Origin of the sequence: Streptomyces sp. HNM0575 (genome assembly GCF_012726265.1) — a bacterium.
GTDB lineage: Bacteria > Actinomycetota > Actinomycetes > Streptomycetales > Streptomycetaceae > Streptomyces.
This window is the reverse complement of the sequence record NZ_JAASAG010000010.1, coordinates 213,209-233,876: the sequence shown is the minus strand read 5'-3', so window position 1 is coordinate 233,876 and position 20,668 is coordinate 213,209. Positions and strand designations below refer to the sequence as shown.

The 20,668-nt window shown below is 69.2% G+C and carries 17 protein-coding genes and 1 tRNA gene; 11 read left to right on the top strand and 7 right to left on the bottom strand.

Going from position 1 to position 20,668, the window contains the following annotated elements:
- Positions 1-253 precede the first annotated feature (253 nt).
- The 7 genes from HCC61_RS23460 to HCC61_RS23425 all read left to right on the top strand — a co-directional run bounded on the left by HCC61_RS23460 (position 254) and on the right by HCC61_RS23425 (position 9,558).
- On the top strand, positions 254-1,234 hold the full coding sequence (locus HCC61_RS23460) for an ornithine cyclodeaminase (protein ID WP_169138502.1): 981 nt from the start codon (positions 254-256) through the stop codon (positions 1,232-1,234).
- On the top strand, positions 1,225-2,634 hold the full coding sequence (locus tag HCC61_RS23455) for an alanine racemase (RefSeq protein ID WP_346777348.1): 1,410 nt from the start codon (positions 1,225-1,227) through the stop codon (positions 2,632-2,634). The genes HCC61_RS23460 and HCC61_RS23455 overlap by 10 nt, the downstream gene beginning before the upstream one ends.
- Positions 2,635-2,687: 53 nt before the next feature.
- The gene (locus HCC61_RS23450) at positions 2,688-3,809 is read left to right on the top strand and encodes a cysteine synthase family protein (RefSeq protein ID WP_169138500.1); all 1,122 of its coding nucleotides are present in this window, start codon (positions 2,688-2,690) and stop codon (positions 3,807-3,809) included.
- On the top strand, positions 3,806-5,404 hold the full coding sequence (locus HCC61_RS23445) for an MATE family efflux transporter (protein ID WP_169138498.1): 1,599 nt from the start codon (positions 3,806-3,808) through the stop codon (positions 5,402-5,404). Before HCC61_RS23450 ends, HCC61_RS23445 begins: the two co-directional genes overlap by 4 nt.
- Positions 5,405-5,743: 339 nt before the next feature.
- Positions 5,744-6,310, top strand: coding sequence for a peroxiredoxin (locus tag HCC61_RS23440; protein ID WP_169138496.1), 567 nt, complete (start codon positions 5,744-5,746; stop codon positions 6,308-6,310).
- A gap of 316 nt (positions 6,311-6,626) precedes the next feature.
- On the top strand, positions 6,627-8,507 hold the full coding sequence (locus HCC61_RS31560; protein WP_206322909.1) for an ABC transporter permease: 1,881 nt from the start codon (positions 6,627-6,629) through the stop codon (positions 8,505-8,507).
- A 226-nt stretch (positions 8,508-8,733) separates the two neighbouring features.
- Complete coding sequence (locus tag HCC61_RS23425; RefSeq protein ID WP_169138494.1) at positions 8,734-9,558, top strand: maleylpyruvate isomerase family mycothiol-dependent enzyme; 825 nt, start codon at positions 8,734-8,736, stop codon at positions 9,556-9,558.
- Between the two features lie 115 nt (positions 9,559-9,673).
- Here HCC61_RS23425 and HCC61_RS23420 read toward each other — a convergent pair whose 3' ends face one another.
- Positions 9,674-9,931 (bottom strand): GrpB family protein, encoded by a 258-nt coding sequence (locus tag HCC61_RS23420; protein ID WP_169138692.1) that lies wholly within the window; start codon positions 9,929-9,931, stop codon positions 9,674-9,676.
- A 136-nt stretch (positions 9,932-10,067) separates the two neighbouring features.
- On the opposite strand from HCC61_RS23420, the gene HCC61_RS23415 reads away from it, so the two are divergent.
- Positions 10,068-10,706, top strand: a complete 639-nt coding sequence (locus HCC61_RS23415) for a response regulator (RefSeq protein WP_169138491.1) — start codon at positions 10,068-10,070, stop codon at positions 10,704-10,706.
- Positions 10,707-11,020: 314 nt separating this feature from the next.
- On the opposite strand, the gene HCC61_RS23410 is transcribed toward HCC61_RS23415, so the two are convergent.
- From HCC61_RS23410 to HCC61_RS23400, 3 genes are all read right to left on the bottom strand, one after another.
- Positions 11,021-11,836, bottom strand: coding sequence for a hypothetical protein (locus HCC61_RS23410; RefSeq protein WP_169138489.1), 816 nt, complete (start codon positions 11,834-11,836; stop codon positions 11,021-11,023).
- 310 nt (positions 11,837-12,146) lie between these two features.
- Positions 12,147-12,707: a GrpB family protein gene (locus HCC61_RS23405; protein WP_169138487.1), complete on the bottom strand. Its 561-nt coding sequence runs from the start codon at positions 12,705-12,707 to the stop codon at positions 12,147-12,149.
- Positions 12,708-12,780: 73 nt separating this feature from the next.
- Complete coding sequence (locus tag HCC61_RS23400; protein ID WP_169138690.1) at positions 12,781-13,182, bottom strand: GNAT family protein; 402 nt, start codon at positions 13,180-13,182, stop codon at positions 12,781-12,783.
- 292 nt (positions 13,183-13,474) lie between these two features.
- On the opposite strand from HCC61_RS23400, the gene HCC61_RS23395 reads away from it, so the two are divergent.
- Both HCC61_RS23395 and HCC61_RS23390 read left to right on the top strand, forming a co-directional pair.
- Positions 13,475-14,548: a zinc-binding dehydrogenase gene (locus HCC61_RS23395; RefSeq protein WP_169138485.1), complete on the top strand. Its 1,074-nt coding sequence runs from the start codon at positions 13,475-13,477 to the stop codon at positions 14,546-14,548.
- Positions 14,549-14,840: 292 nt separating this feature from the next.
- A complete protein-coding gene (locus HCC61_RS23390; protein ID WP_169138483.1) occupies positions 14,841-15,659 on the top strand; it encodes an alpha/beta hydrolase in 819 nt (272 codons plus the stop codon).
- Positions 15,660-15,964: 305 nt separating this feature from the next.
- Here the strand turns inward: HCC61_RS23390 and HCC61_RS23385 are convergent.
- A tRNA-Pro gene (locus HCC61_RS23385) sits at positions 15,965-16,038 on the bottom strand.
- A gap of 206 nt (positions 16,039-16,244) precedes the next feature.
- A complete protein-coding gene (locus HCC61_RS23380) occupies positions 16,245-17,174 on the bottom strand; it encodes a metallophosphoesterase (RefSeq protein ID WP_169138481.1) in 930 nt (309 codons plus the stop codon).
- Positions 17,175-17,406: 232 nt separating this feature from the next.
- Between HCC61_RS23380 and HCC61_RS23375 the strand changes: the two genes are divergently transcribed.
- Positions 17,407-17,874, top strand: coding sequence for a GatB/YqeY domain-containing protein (locus HCC61_RS23375; RefSeq protein ID WP_169138479.1), 468 nt, complete (start codon positions 17,407-17,409; stop codon positions 17,872-17,874).
- Positions 17,875-18,079: 205 nt separating this feature from the next.
- Here the strand turns inward: HCC61_RS23375 and HCC61_RS23370 are convergent, their stop codons facing one another.
- Positions 18,080-20,359 carry a transglycosylase domain-containing protein gene (locus HCC61_RS23370; RefSeq protein ID WP_169138477.1) on the bottom strand — a complete coding sequence of 760 codons (2,280 nt, stop codon included), beginning with the start codon at positions 20,357-20,359 and terminating at the stop codon, positions 18,080-18,082.
- Positions 20,360-20,668: the final 309 nt, after the last annotated feature.

The window sequence follows — 20,668 nt, the reverse complement described above, 5'->3', positions numbered from 1 at the left end:
GCCTGCATACGGCGGGAGTTGCCGCCGCCGCAGGATCTTCCCGTCCGGTGCGTCGCATCGGCTTCCGGCGGTCCCGGGCTCGGGGTGGGCCCGAAGTCGCGCCCACTGCCCGTACCCGACGCGCCGTTCGATGTAACGGCCGGGCCGCCATCACGACGTCCGACGCCGTCCGCTCGCACGAGCGCGCCGCGAAGTCGGCCCAGACGACGCGAACTTGAGCAAACAGACGATCCGACCGAGAGGTTGGCCCAGCATGCCCGAACCGGAACTGCATCTCTTCACCCGAAGCGACCTCGCCGACCTGGAGATCAGCCCGCAGGAAGTCATCTCCGCGGTACGCCAGGCGTATCTGGCCTACGCCCGGGGTGCGTCACGCTGCCCGACCAAACTGATGATGCCGCTGCCCGACGCCGACCGGGACGCGGTGTCGTACTCGATGCTCGGATACGACGGCAACGTCGAGCAGGTCGGCTTCAAGACCTCCTACCGCCAGGGCAACGACAACCCCGAGAAGTACTACACGGCCATCAGCCTCTACGACGACACCACGGGGATGCCGTTCGCGCTGATGGACTGCCACCGCGTGGGCGCCTCTCGTACCCCGGCGACCACAGCCCTCATCGCGGAGGAGTGCGCCAAGTCCGACGCCCGGTCCGCGCTGATGATCGGCACCGGTGCGCAGGCGCTCAACACCCTGCCCTACCTGCTGACCGTGCTGCCGAACCTGGAGCGGCTGATGCTGTTCGGCACCCACGAGGTCGGCATCCCCGCCACCTTCGAACGGCTCCGCCACTACTTCCCCGACCGGGAGCTGGAGCTGGTCGAGGACGTGCCGAAGGCCGTGGCCGAGGCGGATATCGCCATCGCCGCCTCCGGCCGCGCCGCACACCCCAAGGTGCAGACCGGCTGGATGAAGCCGGGGGGACTGCTGATCTCGGTCTCCAGCAAGGGAGTCGACTCCGCGGCCCTGAGCCAGGCGGACTACGCGCTGGCCACCAACGAGGGCCAACTGGGCATCACCGGCTCGCGGTTCGCGGCCGAGGACGGCTCGGCCCGTATCGACGCCGAGTTCCCCGACGTCGTCGCCGGGCGCGCCCTCGCACGCCGTGACGAGAGCGACCGGGTCTTCGCGTTCAGCAGCGGCATGGTCATCACCGACATTCCGGTGGCGCACGCGCTGGCGCACAAGGCGATCGCGGACGGCCGCGGGAAGCAGGTGGCGCTGTGGAGCTGACCGATGTCGCCGCCGCCCCCAGGACCGTGTCCCTCCCCGCCGTCGAACCGGCGTGGGCGGAGGAGGCGCGGGCGGATCCGTGGCTGCTCGGGGACATCGCGTATGCGGTGAACGGCCCGTTCCACGTGCTGTATCCGCAGCGCTTCGCCGACAACGCGCGGGCGTTCAAGGAGTCGTTGCGCGGCGCCGGTGTCGAGGGGCAGGTCTACTTCGGCAAGAAGGCCAACAAGTCCGCCTGCTGGCTGCCCGTCTGTTCCGAGACCGGCTCCGGGACCGACGTCGCGAGCGTTCCCGAACTGGCCGACTCACTCCGGTACGGGGTGCCGGGCGAGGAGATCGTGGTGACGGGAGCCGCGAAGAGCAACGAGCTGCTCCGGCTCGCCGCCCGCCACGGCGCTCTCGTCGCGGTCGACGCCCTCGACGAACTGGAGCGGCTGCGCGGTATCGCAGCCGGGACCGGAAGGGTCCGCCTGCTGCTGCGGGTACTGCCCGAGGCCGACGCGCACAGCCGGTTCGGCCTGGCCCCCGCCGAGCTGGAAGAGGCCCTCGACGTGTGTGCCGCGGAACGTGAACGGCTGGTCTGCGAGGGCTTCTCGTTCCATCTGGGCGGATACGCCGTCGAACCGCGGGCGCGGCTCGCCGCCGACCTGGTCGACCGCTGCCTCGCGGCGCGGGAGCGCGGCCTGCCGGCCGACTCGGTCTCGATCGGCGGCGGATTCGCGGTCAGCTACGTCGACCCGTACGCCTGGCGGGAGTTCAACGAGAACTACACCGACTCCTGGTTCCACAACGGCAAGACGTTCACCCACTTCTACCCGTACCACCAGTCCCCGGTGGGTGCCTCGATGCTGACGGCCGTACTCGACAGCCCGGCCGGCGGCGAACACGCCACGGTGGGCGCGAAGTTCGCGGCCACCGGCACCCGGCTGCTGCTCGAACCGGGAAGGGCGCTGCTGGACGGCGCCGGCTTCTCCTGCTTCCCGGTGCAGGGCTACAAGCCGCGCCCGGACCACGGGTTCGTCACCGTCAACGGGCTGAGCATGAGCGTCTCCGAGCAGTGGAAGGGCAGCGAGTACCTTCCCGACCCCGTGCTGTGGCCCTCGACCGCCGACGGCCACGGGGCCGGGAACGGGGACGGGAACGGGCTCGGGAACGGGGACGGGAGCGGCGGACCCGTGCTCGCCTGCGTCGGCGGCGCGAGCTGCATGGAATACGACATGCTCACGTGGCGCAAGGTGCGGCTCCCGCGGCCCCCCGAGTACGGCGACCTGCTCGTCTACCCCAACACGGCCGGATACCAGATGGACAAGAACGAGACGGAGTTCCACCAGCTTCCGCTTCCCTCCAGGGTCGTCCTCTCCCGTGAGAAGGAGCGCTTCCGGTGGCAGCTCGACCGCTGAACCGCTCACCCAAGCCCCCCGAAGCACCACCCGCATCGCGAGGAAGGCAGCCGATGCACAACCGATCCGAGAACATCGTGTACGGCGTATCCGAACTGGTGGGCCGTACCCCCTTGTTCGAACTGTGCTGCTCAGGCAACGGCAGTCGGCTCCTGCTCAAGCTGGAACAGTTCAACCCCACCGGCTCCGCGAAGGTGCGCATGGCCGCGCAGATGGTCCGCGACGCGGAGCTGTCCGGCCGGCTGCGGCCCGGCGGCCACATCATCGAACCCACCTCCGGGAACACCGGACTCGGCCTGGCGCTCATGGCGATCGAGCGCGGCTACCGGTTCACCGCGGTCGTCGATCACCACGCCGCCAAGGACAAGATGCGCAACCTGGCGGCCCTCGGCACCGACCTCGTCTACATCGGCGAGGAGGGTACCGGCGGACCGCAGACCATGGCCCGGCGGGAGCGCGCCGGCGAACTGGCCGACGCCGAGGAGAACGCCCACTGGCCGGACCAGCACAACAACCCCGGAAACACCGAGGGTTACCGCGGACTGGCCCACGAACTCCTATCCGATCTCCACGGCGACGTGGACTACCTCATCGGAGCCGTCGGCACCGGAGGTTCACTGTGCGGCACCGCCAAGGAGCTGCGCAGGCTCGGCTCCGACGTCACGACGATCGGCGTGGAGCCGCACGGCTCGATCATCTTCGGCGGCCCAGGGAGCAAGTACTGGCAGAGCGGAAGCGGCAGCCCGCAGGGCTTCCCCGTCGGCAGCAACGTCGACTACTCCGCGATCGACGACGGCGTGAAGGTCGGCGACAAGGAGGCCTTCGCCACCGCCCGCATGATCGCCCGGCGCACCGGCCTGCTGATCGGCGGCTCGGCCGGAGCGGCGGTGCTCACGGCGCTCAAGCGCCTCGCCGCGATGCCCGCAGGCAGCACCGCGGTGACGCTGATCTGCGACGCGGGCGAGAAGTACCTCGACACCGTCTTCGACGACGAATGGATGAGTGAGCGGGGCCTGTTGGACCCGGCGGTCGACGAGGAGTTGAACCGGCTCTACGACGGCTACGCCGGGCCCGTGCCGACCTTTCCGGGCAAAGAGATGCGCGAGCCGGGCAAAGAGATGCGCGAGCCCGGAGAAGAGATACGCGAGACCGTGAAGGCAGGATCACGCGCATGAGTTTCCAGCGCACGGTGCGCGAGTACCGGCCCCTGGTGGCCGTCTCCGCACCCATCGCGGGCATCCAGCTGGCCCAGGTGGCACTGACCACCACCGACCTCGCCATGATGGGCCTGATGAGCGTCAAGGCCGTCGCCGCCGGCGGCCTCGCGATCACCATGTACAACCAGCTCCGGACGATGTGCGTCGGCGCCGTCACCCCGGTGGGCAATCTGGTGGCCGCCGCCGCCGGGCGCAGTCACGCACGGGCGCGAGGCCCGGGCGGCGACGACCCGGGCGGCGACGGCCGGGGCGGCGGGAAAGCGGCGGACGATCCGGGGGAACGGGAGATCGACGACGTCGCCCGCGGCGAGGTACGGGAGTCCCTACAGGCGTCCTTCCTGGTGGCCACGGCCGTCGGCGTGCTGGGCGCCCTCGCCCTGGTGGTCCTCAGCTACGCCCTGACCCTCTTCGGCGAGGACGCCGGGGTACTGGCCCTGGCCCGCCCGATGATGATCGTTCTGGCACCGGGACTGATCCCGATGCTGTGGCTCAACGTGCTGCGGCAGTTCGCGGTGGGCATGCGGCGGCCCGGTTCGCTGCTGGGCATCACCATCGCCTCCGTCGCCGTCAACGCCGGCCTCAACGGGGCGTTCATCTACGGCTGGGCGGGCTTCCCCCGGCTGGGGCTCACCGGCGTCGGACTGGCCACCACTTCGGTCCAGGTCCTCACGTTCCTGGGGTTCCTGATGATCGTGCGGCGCGATTCCCACCTGGCGCCCCTGCTGTCCGTACGGGGCTGGAAGGCCGATCTGTCGATCGCCCGCACCCTGCTGCGGCTGGGGCTGCCGATCTCGCTGACCTACGGTTCCGAGGCCGGCATCACCTCCGTCGCGACGCTGCTGATGGGCGGCTTCGGACCGGGGGCGCTGGCGGCGCACAACGTGGTCAACCAGTGCGCGTACATCGTGTACCAGTCCAACATCGGCCTGTCGCAGGGGTCTTCGATCTGGGTGAGCCGGGCCGTCGGACAGAAGGACACCGGCGAGCCCGCCCGTACCGGCCACCGGGCCCTGACGCTCAGCGCCGTGCTGATGGTCGCGGTGGGACTGGTCTACGTGGCCGCGCCGGACCCGGTGCTGGGCCTGTTCCTGGACGACGGCACGAGCCAGAGCGCGCTGTCCGTCGCCCATACGCTGCTGTTCTTCGCGATCGCCCACCAGTTCTTCAAGGGAGCGCAGAACATCGGCGTCGGGCTGCTGCGGGGACTAGGCAACACCAAGAGCGGGTTCCACTACACGCTCATCGGCTACTGGGCGGTGGGCACCCCGGCGATGCTGCTGTGCGCCTACGTGCTGGAGATGGACGCGGCCGGCGTGTGGGCCGGTCTGTGCGCCGGCTTCGCCGCGACCGCGGTGCTCCTGCTGCGGCGGTTCCGAAGGGATCTGCGTCTCCAGGGCGGGGAGTCCTCTGCGCTGTCCGCGGCGGTGGCCGGACGGGCGGATCCCGCCGGGCGCGCGGACCCCGCCGGACGCCCGGATCCCGCCACGGCATCTGCCTCCCCGGCCGAGGGGAAGGCGGAGGCGGGGGTCGGCGCCGAAGGCCGGAAGACCTGATTCCGCCATCGCTCGATTCCGGTGCCCGCACCTCGGCCTCACTCAGCCGTGAGGCCGGGGTGCGGTTCGGCGGGGACCGGCGGAACACCGGACGGCGACTTCGGATTGTCGCCCTCGGGGGCAGGGCTTAGCTTCTTCGGGGCGAGCCGATGCGGTCCGCGGACCGGCCGCCGGGCCAACTGGCCGGGCGAACCGGCCGGGCGAACCGGCCCGGTGAACCGGGTGCCCCGGGCTCACCGGCCCGGCTCACCGGCGGCAGGACGGCTCTGATCGCACACCGGCATCAGGCCGCCCGTCGCGGGCAGCCGCATCCCACCGGCCGACGAAGCAGAGGACGCGATGAGCGACTACATGAGCCTGCCGCCCGACCTGCCCGTACCCGAGGACGACGGCGCCGCCGATCACCTGCCGGGAACGGCCGTGCCGCCGCTGGCACTGGAGACCACCGACGGGAAGACGGTCCGCCTGGACGCGCTGGGCACCGGCCGGACCGTGCTCTACGTCTATCCGCTCACCGGCCGCCCGGGCACCGACCTGCCCCGGGGGTGGGACGCGATCCCCGGAGCGCGCGGCTGCACACCCGAGGCGTGCGGCTTCCGCGACCACCACCAGGAGCTGCTCTCCGCCGGAGCGGCGCGGGTGTTCGGCCTCTCCAGCCAGGACACCGGCTACCAGCGCGAGGTCGTCGACCGGCTCCGCCTGCCGTTCCGGATGCTCTCCGACCCGGAACGGAGCCTGGCCCAGGAGTTGGACCTGCCCACCTTCGAGGTGGAGGGAACGACGCTCTACACGCGGCTGACGCTGATCATCCGCGACGCCCGGATCGAGCACGCCTTCTATCCGGTCTTCCCGCCGGACGAACACGCCGGGCAGGTGCTGACCTGGCTGCGGGACAACCCCCGATAGCGCGGCCCGGTAGCGCGGTCCGGTAGCGCGGCGTCCCCGCCCGCACCCGCCCGCACCCGCCCGCGCCCATCGCACGTACGGCCGCTGCCGGCTCGTCATGCTCACCGGCCGCAGCGCCTCCCCGCTCACCGGGGCACGCCTCCCCGCTCACCGCGGCACGCCGCCGCGTAACCGGCCACCCCGGAAACGAAAGGGCAAGCTGAACCAAGCGCTCGATGGGATCCGCCGACAGGCGCGTAAGTCTCCCGACGAAGCACTTGAGCGCGTGCGGACGACGCAATCGGTCTCATAGAGCGCGCCTTTCGGAGAGTGAGCGATGCCTGGTTCCGCCATCCATGTCGAGGGCCTCGTCAAGCGCTTCCGAACGACCACGGCGCTCGCCGGCGTCGATCTGAACGTCGAGGAGGCCGGCGTCTTCGGACTGCTCGGGCCGAACGGCGCCGGCAAGACGACCCTGGTACGGGTGCTCGCCACCCTGCTCGCTCCGGACGCCGGAAGCGTGAGGATCTTCGGCCGCGACGTCGTCGGCGATCCCGCAGGCGTACGCGAACTCCTCGGGCTGACCGGCCAGTTCGCGGCCGTCGACGAGATGCTCACCGGCCGGGAGAACCTCCAGATGTTCGGGCGTCTCTTCGACCTCCCGGCCGTGGCCGCCCGCCGCCGGGCGGGCGAGCTGCTGGAGCGCTTCGACCTGGCCGACTCCGGCGACCGCCTGGTCGGCACATACTCGGGCGGCATGCGGCGACGTCTCGACCTCGCGTCGAGCCTGCTGACCCGCCCGCGCGTGCTGTTCCTCGACGAGCCGACGACCGGACTCGACCCGCGCAGCCGCAACGAGATCTGGTCGGTCGTGCGCGAGCTGGCGGGCGAGGGGACGACGCTCCTGCTCACCACCCAGTACCTGGAGGAGGCGGACCAGCTCGCCGACCGGATCGCCGTGATCGACAACGGGCGCGTGATCGCACAGGGCACCGGGGACGAGCTCAAGGACCGGATCGGCGGCAAGCTCCTGGAGGTCGAACTCGTCGCCGTCGGGGAACGCGACAGAGCACGGTCCGCGCTGGTCGGCATCGGCTGCGGCGAGCCCGAACCGGGAGATCAGCCCGGCCGGCTGACACTTCCCGCGCCCCATGACGGCCTCGAGATGATCGAGAGGGCGGCTTCGGCCCTGCGCAGGGCTGAGGTCGCGGTGAGCGACCTCAGCCTCCGCCGCCCGACCCTCGAAGACGCCTTTCTCCAGCTGACGGGCGCGCCGCCGAGCGAGGACGAAGCCGCGTCGGAAGCCGCTCCCGAAGCCGCGTCGGAAGCCGCCGCGGAAACCACTACGCACGAGGGACCGGGCATCGAGGCCCCGGCCGCCGGCACCCGGGCGGCCCGGGCCACGGCCGAGACGCGGCCACCCCGGTGGAGGCGGCTCACGCCGGCGAAGGTCCGTGCCGCCGTCGCCGACGCACGGGTGGTCAGTACGCGCAACCTGCGCCACTTCATCCGCCAGCCGGATCTGCTGGTCTTCTCGACGATCCAGCCGATCAGCTTCGTGCTGCTGTTCGCGTTCGTGTTCGGCGGCGCGATCAGCCCGTCGCTGCCCCGCGGCGTCACGTACATCGACTACCTGCTGCCCGGAATCCTCGTTCAGTCGGTGACATTCCGGGCGAGCATGACGGCACTCGGCCTGTCCGACGACCTGAAGCTCGGCGTGATCGACCGGTTCCGCACCATGCCGATCGCCCGGTCCGCGGTGCTCGTCGGGCGTACCTCCGCCGACCTGCTCCGCAACGTCCTGATCGTCGGGCTGATGATCCTCGTCGGCTACATCATCGGCTTCCGCTTCCAGGCCGGTGTCGTACCGGCCCTCGGCTCCATCGTTCTCGTCAGCGCCTTCGGCCTCGCGCTGAGCTGGATCTTCGCCTTCGTCGCGCTGATGGTACGGAGCGCCGAGGCGGCCCAGTCGGCCGGCTTCGTGATCCTCTTCCCGCTCGTGTTCGCCAGCTCGGTGTTCGTCCCGGTGTCGAGCATGCCGAACTGGCTGGAAGCGTTCGCGAACGTGAGCCCGGTGACCCTGACCGCCGACGCGGCGCGCTCGCTGGCGCTCGTCCCCGGCGTGCCTCCCACCCTCGGCGGCGCGGCCGCATGGATCGCGGGCATCCTCGCCGTATTCGTCCCGCTCTCGGTATGGCGCTACCGGCACATGACCTGACGCGTGATGCGTGGCCTTCCGGCACCGGCACCGGAACCGGCACCGCGTGCGGACGGCGGCCCGTACGACCCGTCGGACACGCCTCGTCCGACACGACCGCCCGATCCACGGTGCTCAACCCCTTGTCCCAGCAGACGCCGCCTGGTTCCGTACACGAGCGATCAAGAGGCGGTCCGCAGGCAGACCGCACGATGTGCTGCGGATACGCAGCCGAGGAGCGAGCGGCATGGATTCAGTGGCGGGTCAGGAGGCACGGGGCGCTCTGCCCGAGGGGCTCGGCGATGCCATACGCGATACGGCCGAGGAGATCGCCGCACTGCTGCGCGGCACCGACGACACCAGCATCCCGGTGCCGGCGTCCGAGTGGACCGTCGGGGAGGCGGCAGCGCACCTGGCACAGGCGAACAAGCTGATCGCCGACATCGCGGCGGGGCAGAAGCCCGTCCACGGAGACGGCACGGCGCAGAGCCTGGCCGCGGCCAACGAACGCGCTCTCGCCGAATTCGAGGAGCGCGGAGCGGTACCGCTGGCCGGGATGATCGTGGAACAGGCCGACGCGTTCCTCGACGCGGTGGCACAACCCGCGGGCGAGGACGCCCCGTTGTTCACCCCGCTGGGGCCGATGGGCCGGCCCGAACTGGGCCCGTATCTGCTCACGCACATGCTCGGCCACGGCTACGACCTGGCCCGCGCACTGGGCCGTCCGCACATGATCAACCGCGCCCGGGTCGAGCTGACACTGCCGTTCCTGATCGCGGCCATGCCCCGTGTCACGAACCCCGCCGTCACCACCGGGATGACCGCCCGCTACACCATCCGTCTGTGGGGCGGCGCCCGCTTCGGCGTCACCCTCACCGACGGCGCGATGGACGCGAGCCCCCGCCCGCCGAGCCGCCCGGACTGCACCATCCTCACCGAGCCGGTCGACTTCCTCCTCATGGCACTCGGCCGCCGCGGCCCCTGGGCCGCCATGGCAAGGGGCCACGTCCTCACATGGGGCCGCAAGCCCTGGCTCGCCCCCCGCTTCCCGAACCTCTTCACGGCACCGTGAGCGCTGGTCGCCGCGTACGGCCCGGGGTCTCCGCAAGGTAGCCGGAGGCCGGTCTCAGCGAGCGACAGTCACGGCCGTTGCCGCACCCCGCGCCGCCCTACCGAACCGGCAGCGGTCAACTCCCATGGCTGCGCGTCCACATGTGGCCCTTCTCCCACACGGGTTCCAGCGGGAGACCGAGTTGTGCGCGAGCACGATCGGTGAGTTCCTGCACCAGGGCGGTCTTCGCCTGGGTGTACTCGCCCGGTGCCGTGCCGGCGGCGGCGATCGCCCGCTTCAGTCGCGCGTACCGGGCCGCGTCGTCGGGATGAGCAAGCAGGTAGTCCCGGAGGATCCGCTGGTTCCGGGTGGGCCAACTCGCAAGCCCGCTCAGGTCGGTAGTCGACGATGTGCACGCTGTCCGGCATCGACATGATCGCCGTCCTCTGTCATCGCGGCGATCGTCCCGACGTCCGTTGTTCTGCCGGCGAAGCTGTACAGCTTCACTCCGTAGGCCTGATCATGGTCGAGTGCCGGAAGGGATATGGGTCAAGTTGATTGACACGTTGCCCAGCCTCTTATGGGTAGCCTTCGCCACCGTCGTCTACCTGTCGTTGCGGGGGACGATCGTCCAAAGCCTGGTTCCTCGGGTTACCGCGCTCCGGACCCTCGGAGTTGAGATCGAGATCGCAGGGCGACTGATCGACCAAGTTGCCGAGGAGAGCGATATCACTGTGACGTCGGCTGCCAGGCGTGGAGTCCTCGGCAGGCTGGAGCATGCGGCCGACACACTGAGCGGCGGGAAAATCCTCTGGGTCGACGACCACCCGGAGAAAAACGGCGCCCTGATCAGGCTCTTCCGGTCCATGGAAATGCGCGTGGACACAGTGCACTCGACCAATGAGGCAAAACTGGCACTCGGCCATGGCTCCTACGACCTCATCATCAGCGACATAGATCGGCATGGAGATCCTCAGGCGGGCATCAGCATGTTGCGCGAATTGGAGAGCATGGTCATCGGCCTTCCCGTCCTGATCCACTCAGTGAACTTCAATCCCGAACTCGGCGTCGACCACCGTATTTTCGCTGCAACCACCAAGCCGGTGGAGATCGTGCACTACGTGATCGACCTCATGGAGCGGGCCAGATTCGGTGCACCGCAAGTGTGAGGCCGGCGGAATCTCCATGGGCGAGCCAAGGCCGGCAGCAATGTGATCAGAAGTCGAAGAAGTGATGCGCGGTCGTCAGGACTTGTGCCGTGCTGACACGTGGCACGTTCCGTTGTCAGATCCAAGCGAACTGCGGTTGAGGCGGCGGCCGTATCTCCGGTGTGAGGGTCCATGGCTTCCTGTGCTCGCCGTGGCAGGTGACACGCAGCTGAACGGTGATCGGGCCGTCCCTGGTAGAGGCACCGGTTTGGGAGCACGTAAACCTGATCCCTGCGCCAGATCACCGGCATGCCCCGTGACATGGAAGTGCGTATTTACTGCTCCTCATTGCTCTGGTTCTCCGATGTGGCGGTCGGGCCGGGCAAGTCGGCGGGGAGCGTGACGACGAGGCGGCCGTCTTCGGTGAGGCGCGGTGGCAGGAAGCGGGGCTGGTGGCTGTAGACGCGCTCCGGGTCGCGCACCAGGCCGACGTCACCGAGCGCGACGATATAGGGCCGTAGTTCCTGTTGCAGACGGCGCAGCTCTGCCCGGAACTCTCCTGCGAGGGGCCACGAGTCTGACTCTTCTTGCTTGTCCGCCAGCGGGTGCCAGACAGCCAGGAACGGGCCCAGGTGCGTGTTGAGGATCTCCAGGACGAGCGCTTCGACGTCGTCGGTCTTCGCCGACGGCGGGACCGTGGCCTGCTCGTCCAGGTGGGCCGTGAGGGCGTCGAAGGCGGCTTTCAGGGACTTGATCGCCGCCTTCTCCGTGCCGGTGCCGTCCAGAAGCGGTCGCGTCGTGATGCGCCGGGCCAGCTGGTTGTAGATCCGGCGGGCGGTCACGCGGGCGTCGTGGGTGACGGCGAACGACCAGTTCGTGCCCGGAGGCGCGGTGACGTTCACCGTGGTCAGCCGTACTCCTCCGCTGGCGCGGTGCCAGATCTCCGGGGCAAGAGCGCCAATGAGCATGCCGCCGAGGGTCAGCATGACGAGCATGCTGTGCCGGGACAGCAGAACCAGCACCGGTACGGCGACGCCGAGGCCGACTGCGGCCAGTGCGCTGTTGCGTATCCGCTGGCCCTTGGTCCGTCCGTCCACCTTTCGGCTGTCAGCATCGGCCGCCAGCACTCTCTCGTCGTCGACCTCAGGCAACACGTTCTCCGATCACGGGTTAACTCCTCGCTGGCAGAAGCGATTTGACAGCGCACCAAATCCAGGATTCCCCGCTTGCGCCGGGGCAGGCAGCGTCACCCCACCTCGCGGACATCGGCGGACCGAGCACCATACTCAACCCCTGATGTGAGCGTGACACGCGAAGTCACTGCCCAGCCTCGATCTTGGATGGGGGGCTAGGGGCCTTTCCGTTCGTTTGTCGAACCACAGGTAGTCGGAAGCGTCTCCGACCTGTCGGTGGCCGCCGTCTTCGGCTTCGGCCTCGGCGCGCATCCCGCGGCGCCGTATGTCAGCCCTTCTCCCACACGGGTTCCGGCGGGAGGCCGAGTTGTGCGCGAGCACGGTCGGTGAGTTCCTGCACGAGGGCGGTCTTCGCCTGGGTGTACTCGCCCGGTGCCGTGCCGGCGGCGGCGATCGCCTGCTTCAGCCGGGCGTACCGGGCTGCGTCGTCGGGATGAGTACGCAGGTAGTCCCGGAGGATCCGCTGGTTCCGGGTGGGCCAACTCGCAAGCGTCACCACGTGCAGGATGTGGCTGCGGACGCGTCTCTCGGTGCGTACGTACAGCAGTCGGTCGGTCATCCCGTTGTCGTGCGGGTGGAAGTCCACCGCCGCCAGTGCCGCCTGCCGAGAGCGAGCATCCGCCAGGTCGTGAACTGCGGCCATCAGGTCGATGACGGGCTTGGCCGCGAGCCCCGGTACCGCGGTGGAGCCGACGCGCTCGATCTCCACGAACAGCCCGGGCGCCGCCTTGTGCAGAGCACCGATCGTGCCGGCGGCCCGCGCCGGCCACTCAGGCCGGTAGTCGACGATGTGCACGCTGTCCGGCTCCGGCATCGACTTGCTCGCCATCCTCTGTCATCGCGCCGATCGTCCCAACGTCCGCCGGCCGTTCTGGCACGCGTGTGGCACGGCCTGGGGATGGTCAGCGCAGCTCCCCCTTCAGCATCCCCATCGCGTACTGGTCGTACCAGTGGCCGTCCCGGCGGAACCCCTGCCGCAGTCGACCCTCCTCGACGAAGCCGACCTTCCGGTAGATGTGGTGCGCAGCGTGGTTCTCCGTGACCACCGTCAGGGAGATCTTGTGCAGCCGCATGCTGTCGAACCCGTACCGGCACATGGTGCGCAGCGCGTCGGTGGCGTACCCGCGGCCCCAGCGATCCGCCTCACCCAGATAGATGTCCAGCTCGGCACAGCCCGTCTCCGGCTCAGCGTCCCGTAGCCGCACCAAGCCGACGAGCGTCCCGTCGTCCCGCACCTCGATCCCGTACGGCGTGTCCCGATACGTGTTCGGCCCTCGTTCCTCAACACGCTTGCGTACCCCCAGGGAAGGGAGTTGGGGACGCTGGGGACTACATCGCCATCGAGCACAGTGGGTTTTCGTGTCGGCGTCCGCGGCATGCGGAGGGTTGGGCGCTGAGGTCGGTGCAGCGGGTTTGGGGTGGAGCTGTGGAGCTGGCTCGGAGCGAGGGATCGGGGGCTCATCGCGCAGCGACGCCGCAGGGGGTCCCTTAACCGGGAGGAGCGCTCCGAACTCTCAACTGACGGGCGAATTCGGCACTCTGAGCCTCGGGGCTTTATCGAATGCATGTGAAGTCAGGTGTTCGTAGGCTGACGGCATGCGCGGGGTATGGCTCGAACAGGTCGGTGGACGGTGGGCAGTTCAGGATGTGGATGACCGGGAGGTGCAGCCGGGCGGTGTTCTGGTCGACGTCGTGGCTGTGCGCGTGCCGTCCTACACCCGCCAGGTGCTCACCGGTGAACTGCGTTACGACCTGCCGGTCCCTCTCGTGCCGGGACCGACGTGCATCGGACGGGTACGGGCTGTGGCGGACGACGTGTTCGGCGTCGGCGTGGGCGAGGTGGTGTTGTGCAACTCGCTGTATTCCTCGGGGGAGATGGCCGGTTCGGCGGACGAGATCCTCATCGGGTGGACCGGCACCGGCAGCGCACGGTCGGCGCGCATGCAACACCGGTGGCGGCACGGCAGCTTCGCCCAGCGGGCGTGCTATCCCGCCTCCTGCGTGACGGTCCTTCCCGGGGCGGACCGGTGGACGCGACCGGAACTTCTGCCCTTTCTCGCATCGCTGGCCATCGCGGACGGCGGCCTGCGTCGCGGGGGCCTGCGCGGCGGTCAGAGCGTCATCGTGAACGGTGCCACCGGGAATCTCGGGGGAGCGGCTGTATTGGCGGCTCTCGCACGGGGCGCGACCCAGGTGATCGCCACCGGACGCAGGCGGGAGTCCCTGGCCGTGCTTGAAGGACTGGACTCACGAGTGAGGCCGGTGGTGCTGACCGGCGACCGCGCGCGGGACGGTGAGGTCATCCGAGGGGAGACGGACGCGGGGGCCGACCTGCTGCTGGACGTCGTCGCCCACACCCCGACCACCGATCCCACTCTGGCTTGCCTGGACGCTCTGCGCCTGCGAGGCACCGCGGTCCTGGTCGGGGGCGTCCGCCACGAGCTCGCCCTGCCCTACCAGCGCATCCAGCGCCAACAGCTCACAGTGACCGGCTCGTTCATGTTCGACTCCGCCACCGCACTGGAAGTCTGGCAGCTCGTACGCGCCGGGACGGTCGATCTGACCCAGGTGAACGCCCGCGCCTTCGACTTGGAGCACTTCGACGATGCGCTGGACACAGCCGCCTCACTGAGCGGCCTGGACTACACGGTGCTACTCCCCGCAACCTGACACGGAGAATCCCAAGCGGCCCTTGTCTTGTGGCTCGCGTCCGCGGACCGGCGCCGGGGCCGGAGCGGGCGGAGACAGAAGGGTCGGCCCGGCGGGGTGAGCCGGACCGCGCGGCGAGCGGAGCGGCGTGGCTCTTTTCACCCGAAACCGTCGAGTACCGGGACTGCATGCACCGAGGGCTTTGCTCAGCGTCGAAGGTCGCCTCAGAAAATACGTCGTTATGTAGCGAGCTACGCTGAGTGTGACGGCACTTTTGTCTACATATGTCCGACCACCAGAGAGGAACAAGTCGATGCCTACGATCACTACTCCCGACGGTGTGGACATCTTCTACAAGGACTGGGGTTCCGGTCAGCCGATCGTCTTCAGCCATGGTTGGCCGCTGTCGGCTGACGACTGGGACGCTCAGATGATGTTCTTCCTGCAGAACGGCTACCGGGTGATCGCACACGATCGGCGCGGACATGGCCGGTCGGAACAGGTCAGCACGGGCAATGACATGGAGCACTGGGTCAAGGATCTTGCGGCGCTGACCGAGCACCTGGACCTGCGGGACGCCGTCCACATTGGACACTCGACGGGTGGCGGCGAGGTTGCGCGCTACGTGGCCCGCTACCCGGATCGCGTCGCTAAGGCGGTGCTGGTCGCCTCTCTGACGCCGAAGATGTATCAGTCAGAGGACAACCCGGAGGGTCAGCCCCTGGAATGGTTCGAGGCGATCAAGACCGGGACTCTGACCAACCGGGCTGACTTCTTCCGCGACGTCGCGGAAGGGCCTTTCTACGGCTTCAATCGGCCCGGAGCCGAGCGGTCTGAAGGGGTGATCGCAAACTGGTGGCGGCAGGCCATGGCCGGCAGCATCCAAGCCCACTACGAGACACCCAATACATGGCTGGAGGACTACACCGAGGACCTGCGGAAGATCACCGTCCCGGTCCTGGTCATGCACGGAGACGACGACCAAGTCGTCCCGTTCGCCAGCTCCGTGCCGCACGCGGTGGACCTGCTCGAGAACGGCACCCAGCAGACCTATCCGGGCTACCCGCACGGCATGCTCACCATCCACGCGGACGTCCTCAACCCCGACCTGCTCGCCTTCGTCCAGTCCTGACATCACCGACATCACGAATGACAGCCAACACGTGGTTGCTGGGTGACGATAGGTGAAATTTGACCGACCCCGTCGGCGCCTTCTCCTCTTCGGGTTCACGTCCGCGCGCGGACCGGCTCGTCCACCTGCGGCCACATGGCTTTCGTGACGTGGCGCATGCCAACGCGGAGAGAGGGACCCTGCGCCTAGCGCAGGATTTGCGATCTTCGCCAGGATTTCGCCAAACGATCTCCGGGAGCACCCTGAATATGCGTCAGGGCCACCTACGAACGTTCGTAGGTGGCCCTGAACTGCTACTTCCTCTGTCGGGGTGGCGGGATTTGAACCCACGACCTCTTCGTCCCGAACGAAGCGCGCTGCCAAGCTGCGCCACACCCCGAAGCAACGCGCACCACTCTAGCCCAGGCGGACGCTGAGGCGAAATCCGGATTACGTGGGACGGGCCGTCCGAGCAGGGGTGACGAGGGGCGATGGTGCGGGCCCCACCCCGCCCCCCTCGGGGTCCGTCTCAGCGTACGAGCCCCCGCTTCGCGTACGAGTCCCGCTCCGGCTGCCGCCAAGAACTGCCGTGCGTTCCGTAAGGGATCAGTCGCGGGCCGTGAGCGTCAGCAGAGTCGCCTCCGGTGGGCAGGCGAAGCGGACCGGGGTGTAGCGGTTCGCGCCGCAGCCGGCGGAGACGTGGAGGTACGAGCGGTTGCCGCCGGCGACGTGGGTGGAGAGGCCCTTGACGCGGTCCGTGTCCAGGTCGCAGTTGGTGACCAGGGCGCCGTAGAACGGGACGCACAGCTGCCCACCGTGCGTGTGTCCGGCGAGGATCAGCGGATAGCCGTCGGCGGTGAAGGCGTCCAGGGAGCGCAGGTACGGGGCGTGCACGAGCGCCAGCGAGAAGTCCGCGTCCCGCTCGGGGCCACCGAGGACCTCGCTGTAGCGGTCCCGCTTGATGTGCGGGTCGTCGAGGCCGGTGAGGGCGATCTCCTGGCCGCCGTCCAGCTTGAGCCGGCCGCGGGTGTTGCTGAGGCCGACCCAGCCCGCCGCGTCGAAGGCGTCGCGCATGCCCTCCCACGGGTTGTGCACGGCGCCGACGGCGGGCGCGTTGCCGTTGAGACCGTGGTTGCCGCTGGCCTTCTCCATCAGGTAGCGGGCGGGGTTGCGCGGCTTCGGGCCGTAGTAGTCGTTGGAGCCGAAGACGTACGCGCCGGGGAAGTCCATCAGCGGGCCCAGGGCGTCGAGCACCTCGGGGACGGCCTCGGGGTCGGAGAGGTTGTCGCCGGTGTTGACCACGAAGTCGGGGCGCAGGCCCGCGAGGGACCGCAGCCAGCGCTGCTTCTTGCGCTGCCCGCCGACCATGTGGACGTCAGAGAGGTGCAGTACGCGCAGCGAGTGCATGCTCGGCGGCAGTACGGGGACGGTGACGCGCCGCAACCGGAAGGAGCGGGGCTCGACGAGCGTCGCATAGCCCACGCAGGCCGCGCCGAGTGCCGTCAGGGTGAGGGGGATTCCGTATCGCGCGCGCATGGCGCCATGGTCGCAGACCGGGCGTCTCCCTCGCACTCCGTGCCCGGCCACCTACGTACGCCACGGACGGCCACGGACGGTCGGCACCGCGCGCGAGCGCCTCCGGGTCGGCCCACGAGACCGCGCCCGCCCATGAGACCGGGACATCGGACAAGAGCGGGACATCGCGCGAGACCGGGCCGGCGCATGAGAGATGATGTGCACCGGAATCTCTGGAGGACACGGAAACGCTATGACTACGCTCAAGTCCCGGCTACAGGACGACCTGACGGCAGCGATCAAGGGGCGCGACGAGCTGCGCTCCGCCACTCTCCGCATGACGCTCACCGCGATCTCCAAGGAGGAGGTCTCCGGCAAGTCCGCCCGCGAACTGACGGACGACGAGGTGCAGAAGGTCATCACGCGGGAGGCGAAGAAGCGCCGGGAGGCGGCGGAGGCGTTCGCCGACGGCGGCCGTGCCGCGCAGGCCGAGCGGGAGCGTGCCGAGGGCGAGGTCCTCTCCGGCTATCTGCCGGCGCAGCTCACGGACGAGGAGTTGGACGCGCTGGTCGGCGAGGCCGTCGCGGAGGCGCAGGCCGGGGGAGCGGAGGGCCCGCGTGCGATGGGCGCCGTGATGAAGATCGTCAACCCGAAGGTGCAGGGCCGTGCAGAGGGCGGCCGCGTCGCGGCGGCGGTCAAGAGGCGGCTCGCCGCGGGCTGATGGCCCCCTGTCGCGATACGTGACGGGCGGACGTGACGGGCCGACGGCTCCCGTGCCGCGTGCGGGGGCGCACGCCGTCCTCGCCTGTACGCGGCACGCGTCCCGTACGCAACTGACCGCCCACGTGCAGAAGTTGGCCGGGACGACGACCTGCATCCAGAAGCCGTCCCGGACCACCCGCCTCCAGCCGCCGGACGATCCGCCTCTAGAAGCCGGTCCCGCCGAAGCGCCCGCCAGGGCCCCCGGTGCCGCCGTTGGCGTTGCCGGCGTTGGTGTTGCCCCCGTTGTCGTTGCCGCCGAACTGGCCGCCGTTGGCGCCGGCGTCCGCGCCGCCGTTGCCTCCGCCGCCGATGAAGTCGGGCGGCAGCGTGATGTCGGGCCACGGGTCGTCATCGTCGTCGTCGGGCGGCTTCGGCTTGTCGCGGCCCTTGCCCTTGTCGTCGTCGATCGGGACGAGGTTGAAGTGCGGGGCCGGCTTGCCGTCCAGCGCGCCCGCCATCGCGTCGCGCCAGATGGGGCCCGGCACTTCGCCGCCGAAGACCTTGTCGTGGTAGACGCCGCCGATGGAGATGTTCGTCATCTGCGTCTTGTGCGTGGGGTCGCCGACCCACACGGCACCCGACATGTTCGGGGTGTAGCCCACGAACCATGCCGCGTAACGCTGGTCCGTCGTACCGGTCTTGCCCGCGCTGTCCCGTCCGTCCAGCCCGGCCTTCTTGCCCGTACCGTCCTCGACGACGCCCCGCAGCAGCGTGTTGACCGTGTCGGCGGTGCGCTCGCTCATGGCGCGCTTGCACGAAGTCTTCGGCACCGGCAGCTTCTTGCCGCGCGCGTCCGTGATGGACTCCACGGCTACGGGCGTGCAGTGCATGCCGCGGGCGGCGAAGGTGGCGTACCCCTCGGCCATCGTCAGCGGCGACATCTCCTGCGTCCCGAGGGTGATGGACGGGACCTGGTCGATCTCCTTGCCGTCGGCCCGCTCGATGCCCATCTTCTTCGCCATCTGCGTCACGGGGCAGATCCCGGTGTCGCCGATGAGGGAGACGAAGTAGGTGTTCACCGACTTCGCGGTGGCCTCCTTCATCTCGTACGGGCCGACCTCGCGCTTGTTCTCGTTCTCCACAGGCGCGCTGCCGCTCCACTGCCCGCCGCAGGTGCTCACGGGCGACGGATAGCGCATCTTGTACGGCGCCGGGTACTTCTTGTACACGCTCGTGCCGCGCTCCAGCGCCGCCGCCGCGATCACCGGCTTGAAGGTGGAGCCCGGCTGATAGCCGGCGCCGCCGCCCATGTCGTGGTCGACCGACAGGTTGATCTGCGTTTCGTTCTCACCGAAGCCGTACGGGCGCGACTGGCCCATGCCCAGGATGCGTCCGGTGCCCGGCTCCACGATCGAGGAGGCCGTCGCGACCTTGTCCGACTTGCGCACGTGGCGCTCCACGGACGCCTCCACCGACTTCTGGGCCTTCGGGTCCAGCGTGGTCCTGATCGTCAGGCCGCCGCGGTTCCAGCGCTTGGCGCGGGCCTTGGGCGTCTCGCCGAACTCCGGGTCGTTGAGGAAGACTTCGCGCACGTAGTCGCAGAAGAAGCCCGCGCCGTGCGAAGCGGTGATGCAGCCGTTCTGGGGCTTGCTCATGTCCAGGCCGAGGGGCTTGTCGCGGGCGGCCTGCGCTTCCTTCGCGGAGAGCTGGCCCAGGGCCTCCATGCGCGAGAGCACGGTGTCGCGGCGCTCCTTGGCGGCGTCCTCGTGCTGCACGGGGTCGTACTGGGCCGGTGACTGCACGATGCCCGCGAGCAGTGCGGACTCCTCGGTGTCGAGGTCCTTGGCGGGCTTGGAGAAGTAGCGCTGGGCGGCGGCCTCGACGCCGTAGGCCTGCTGCCCGAAGAAGGTGATGTTCAGGTAGTTCTCGAGGATCTTCTTCTTGCCGAGGCTCTCCTCGACCTGGATCGCGTACTTGAGTTCCTTGATCTTCCGGCCGACGGTCTGCTGTGTGGCCTGGGCGACCTTGTCGGGGTCGTCGCCGGCCTCCTCGACGAACACGTTCTTCACGTACTGCTGGGTGAGCGACGAAGCGCCCTCCTCGACCTGGCCGTTCTGCGCGTTGCGGTTGACCGCGCGGAGGATGCCCTTGAGGTCGACGGCGCCGTGTCTGTAGAAGCGGGCGTCCTCGATCGCGACGATCGCCTTGCGCATGGACGGCGATATGTCGTCGAGGTCGACGACCGTGCGGTCGCGCGAGTAGACCTTGGCTATCTCGCCGCCCTCGGCGTCGAGGATGGTGGTGCGCTGACTCAGCGGCGGACGCTTGAGGTTGGCGGGCAGCTCGTCGAAGCCCTGGACGGTGTTCTTCGTGACGAGGCCCAGGCCACCGGCCGCGGGGAGTGCCAGACCGGCGAGCACGGCACCGGCCAGCGCGCTGACGCCGAGGAACTTGGCGCCTTGCTGGAAGGCCGTATCGCCGCCGCCCGAACGCTTCTTCACCATGTCCGTCAGCCTACGTTCTCAATCGCCGGACAGGGGAGCCTCAGTTCGCCTAGGCTGGCGTACGCATCGAACCTCACACCACCACTGCGGCCTCGCTTCACTGCGGCCTTTCCGCTCACTCATGTGAGTGATGAGGCTTGTCCGGTTCAGCGCCGAGTGCCCCAAGTGTCGTGATGTGTCCGGCAAGTTCTTCCCCACCGCACCGCCGTGAACTCCTGTTTTCCCGTAAGGGCCCAGGTTGTCACCAGCTCACTCCGGTGGGTTATTTGTCGCGCACGCATAGTCCGTTCGGGCCATCCAATATTGGGC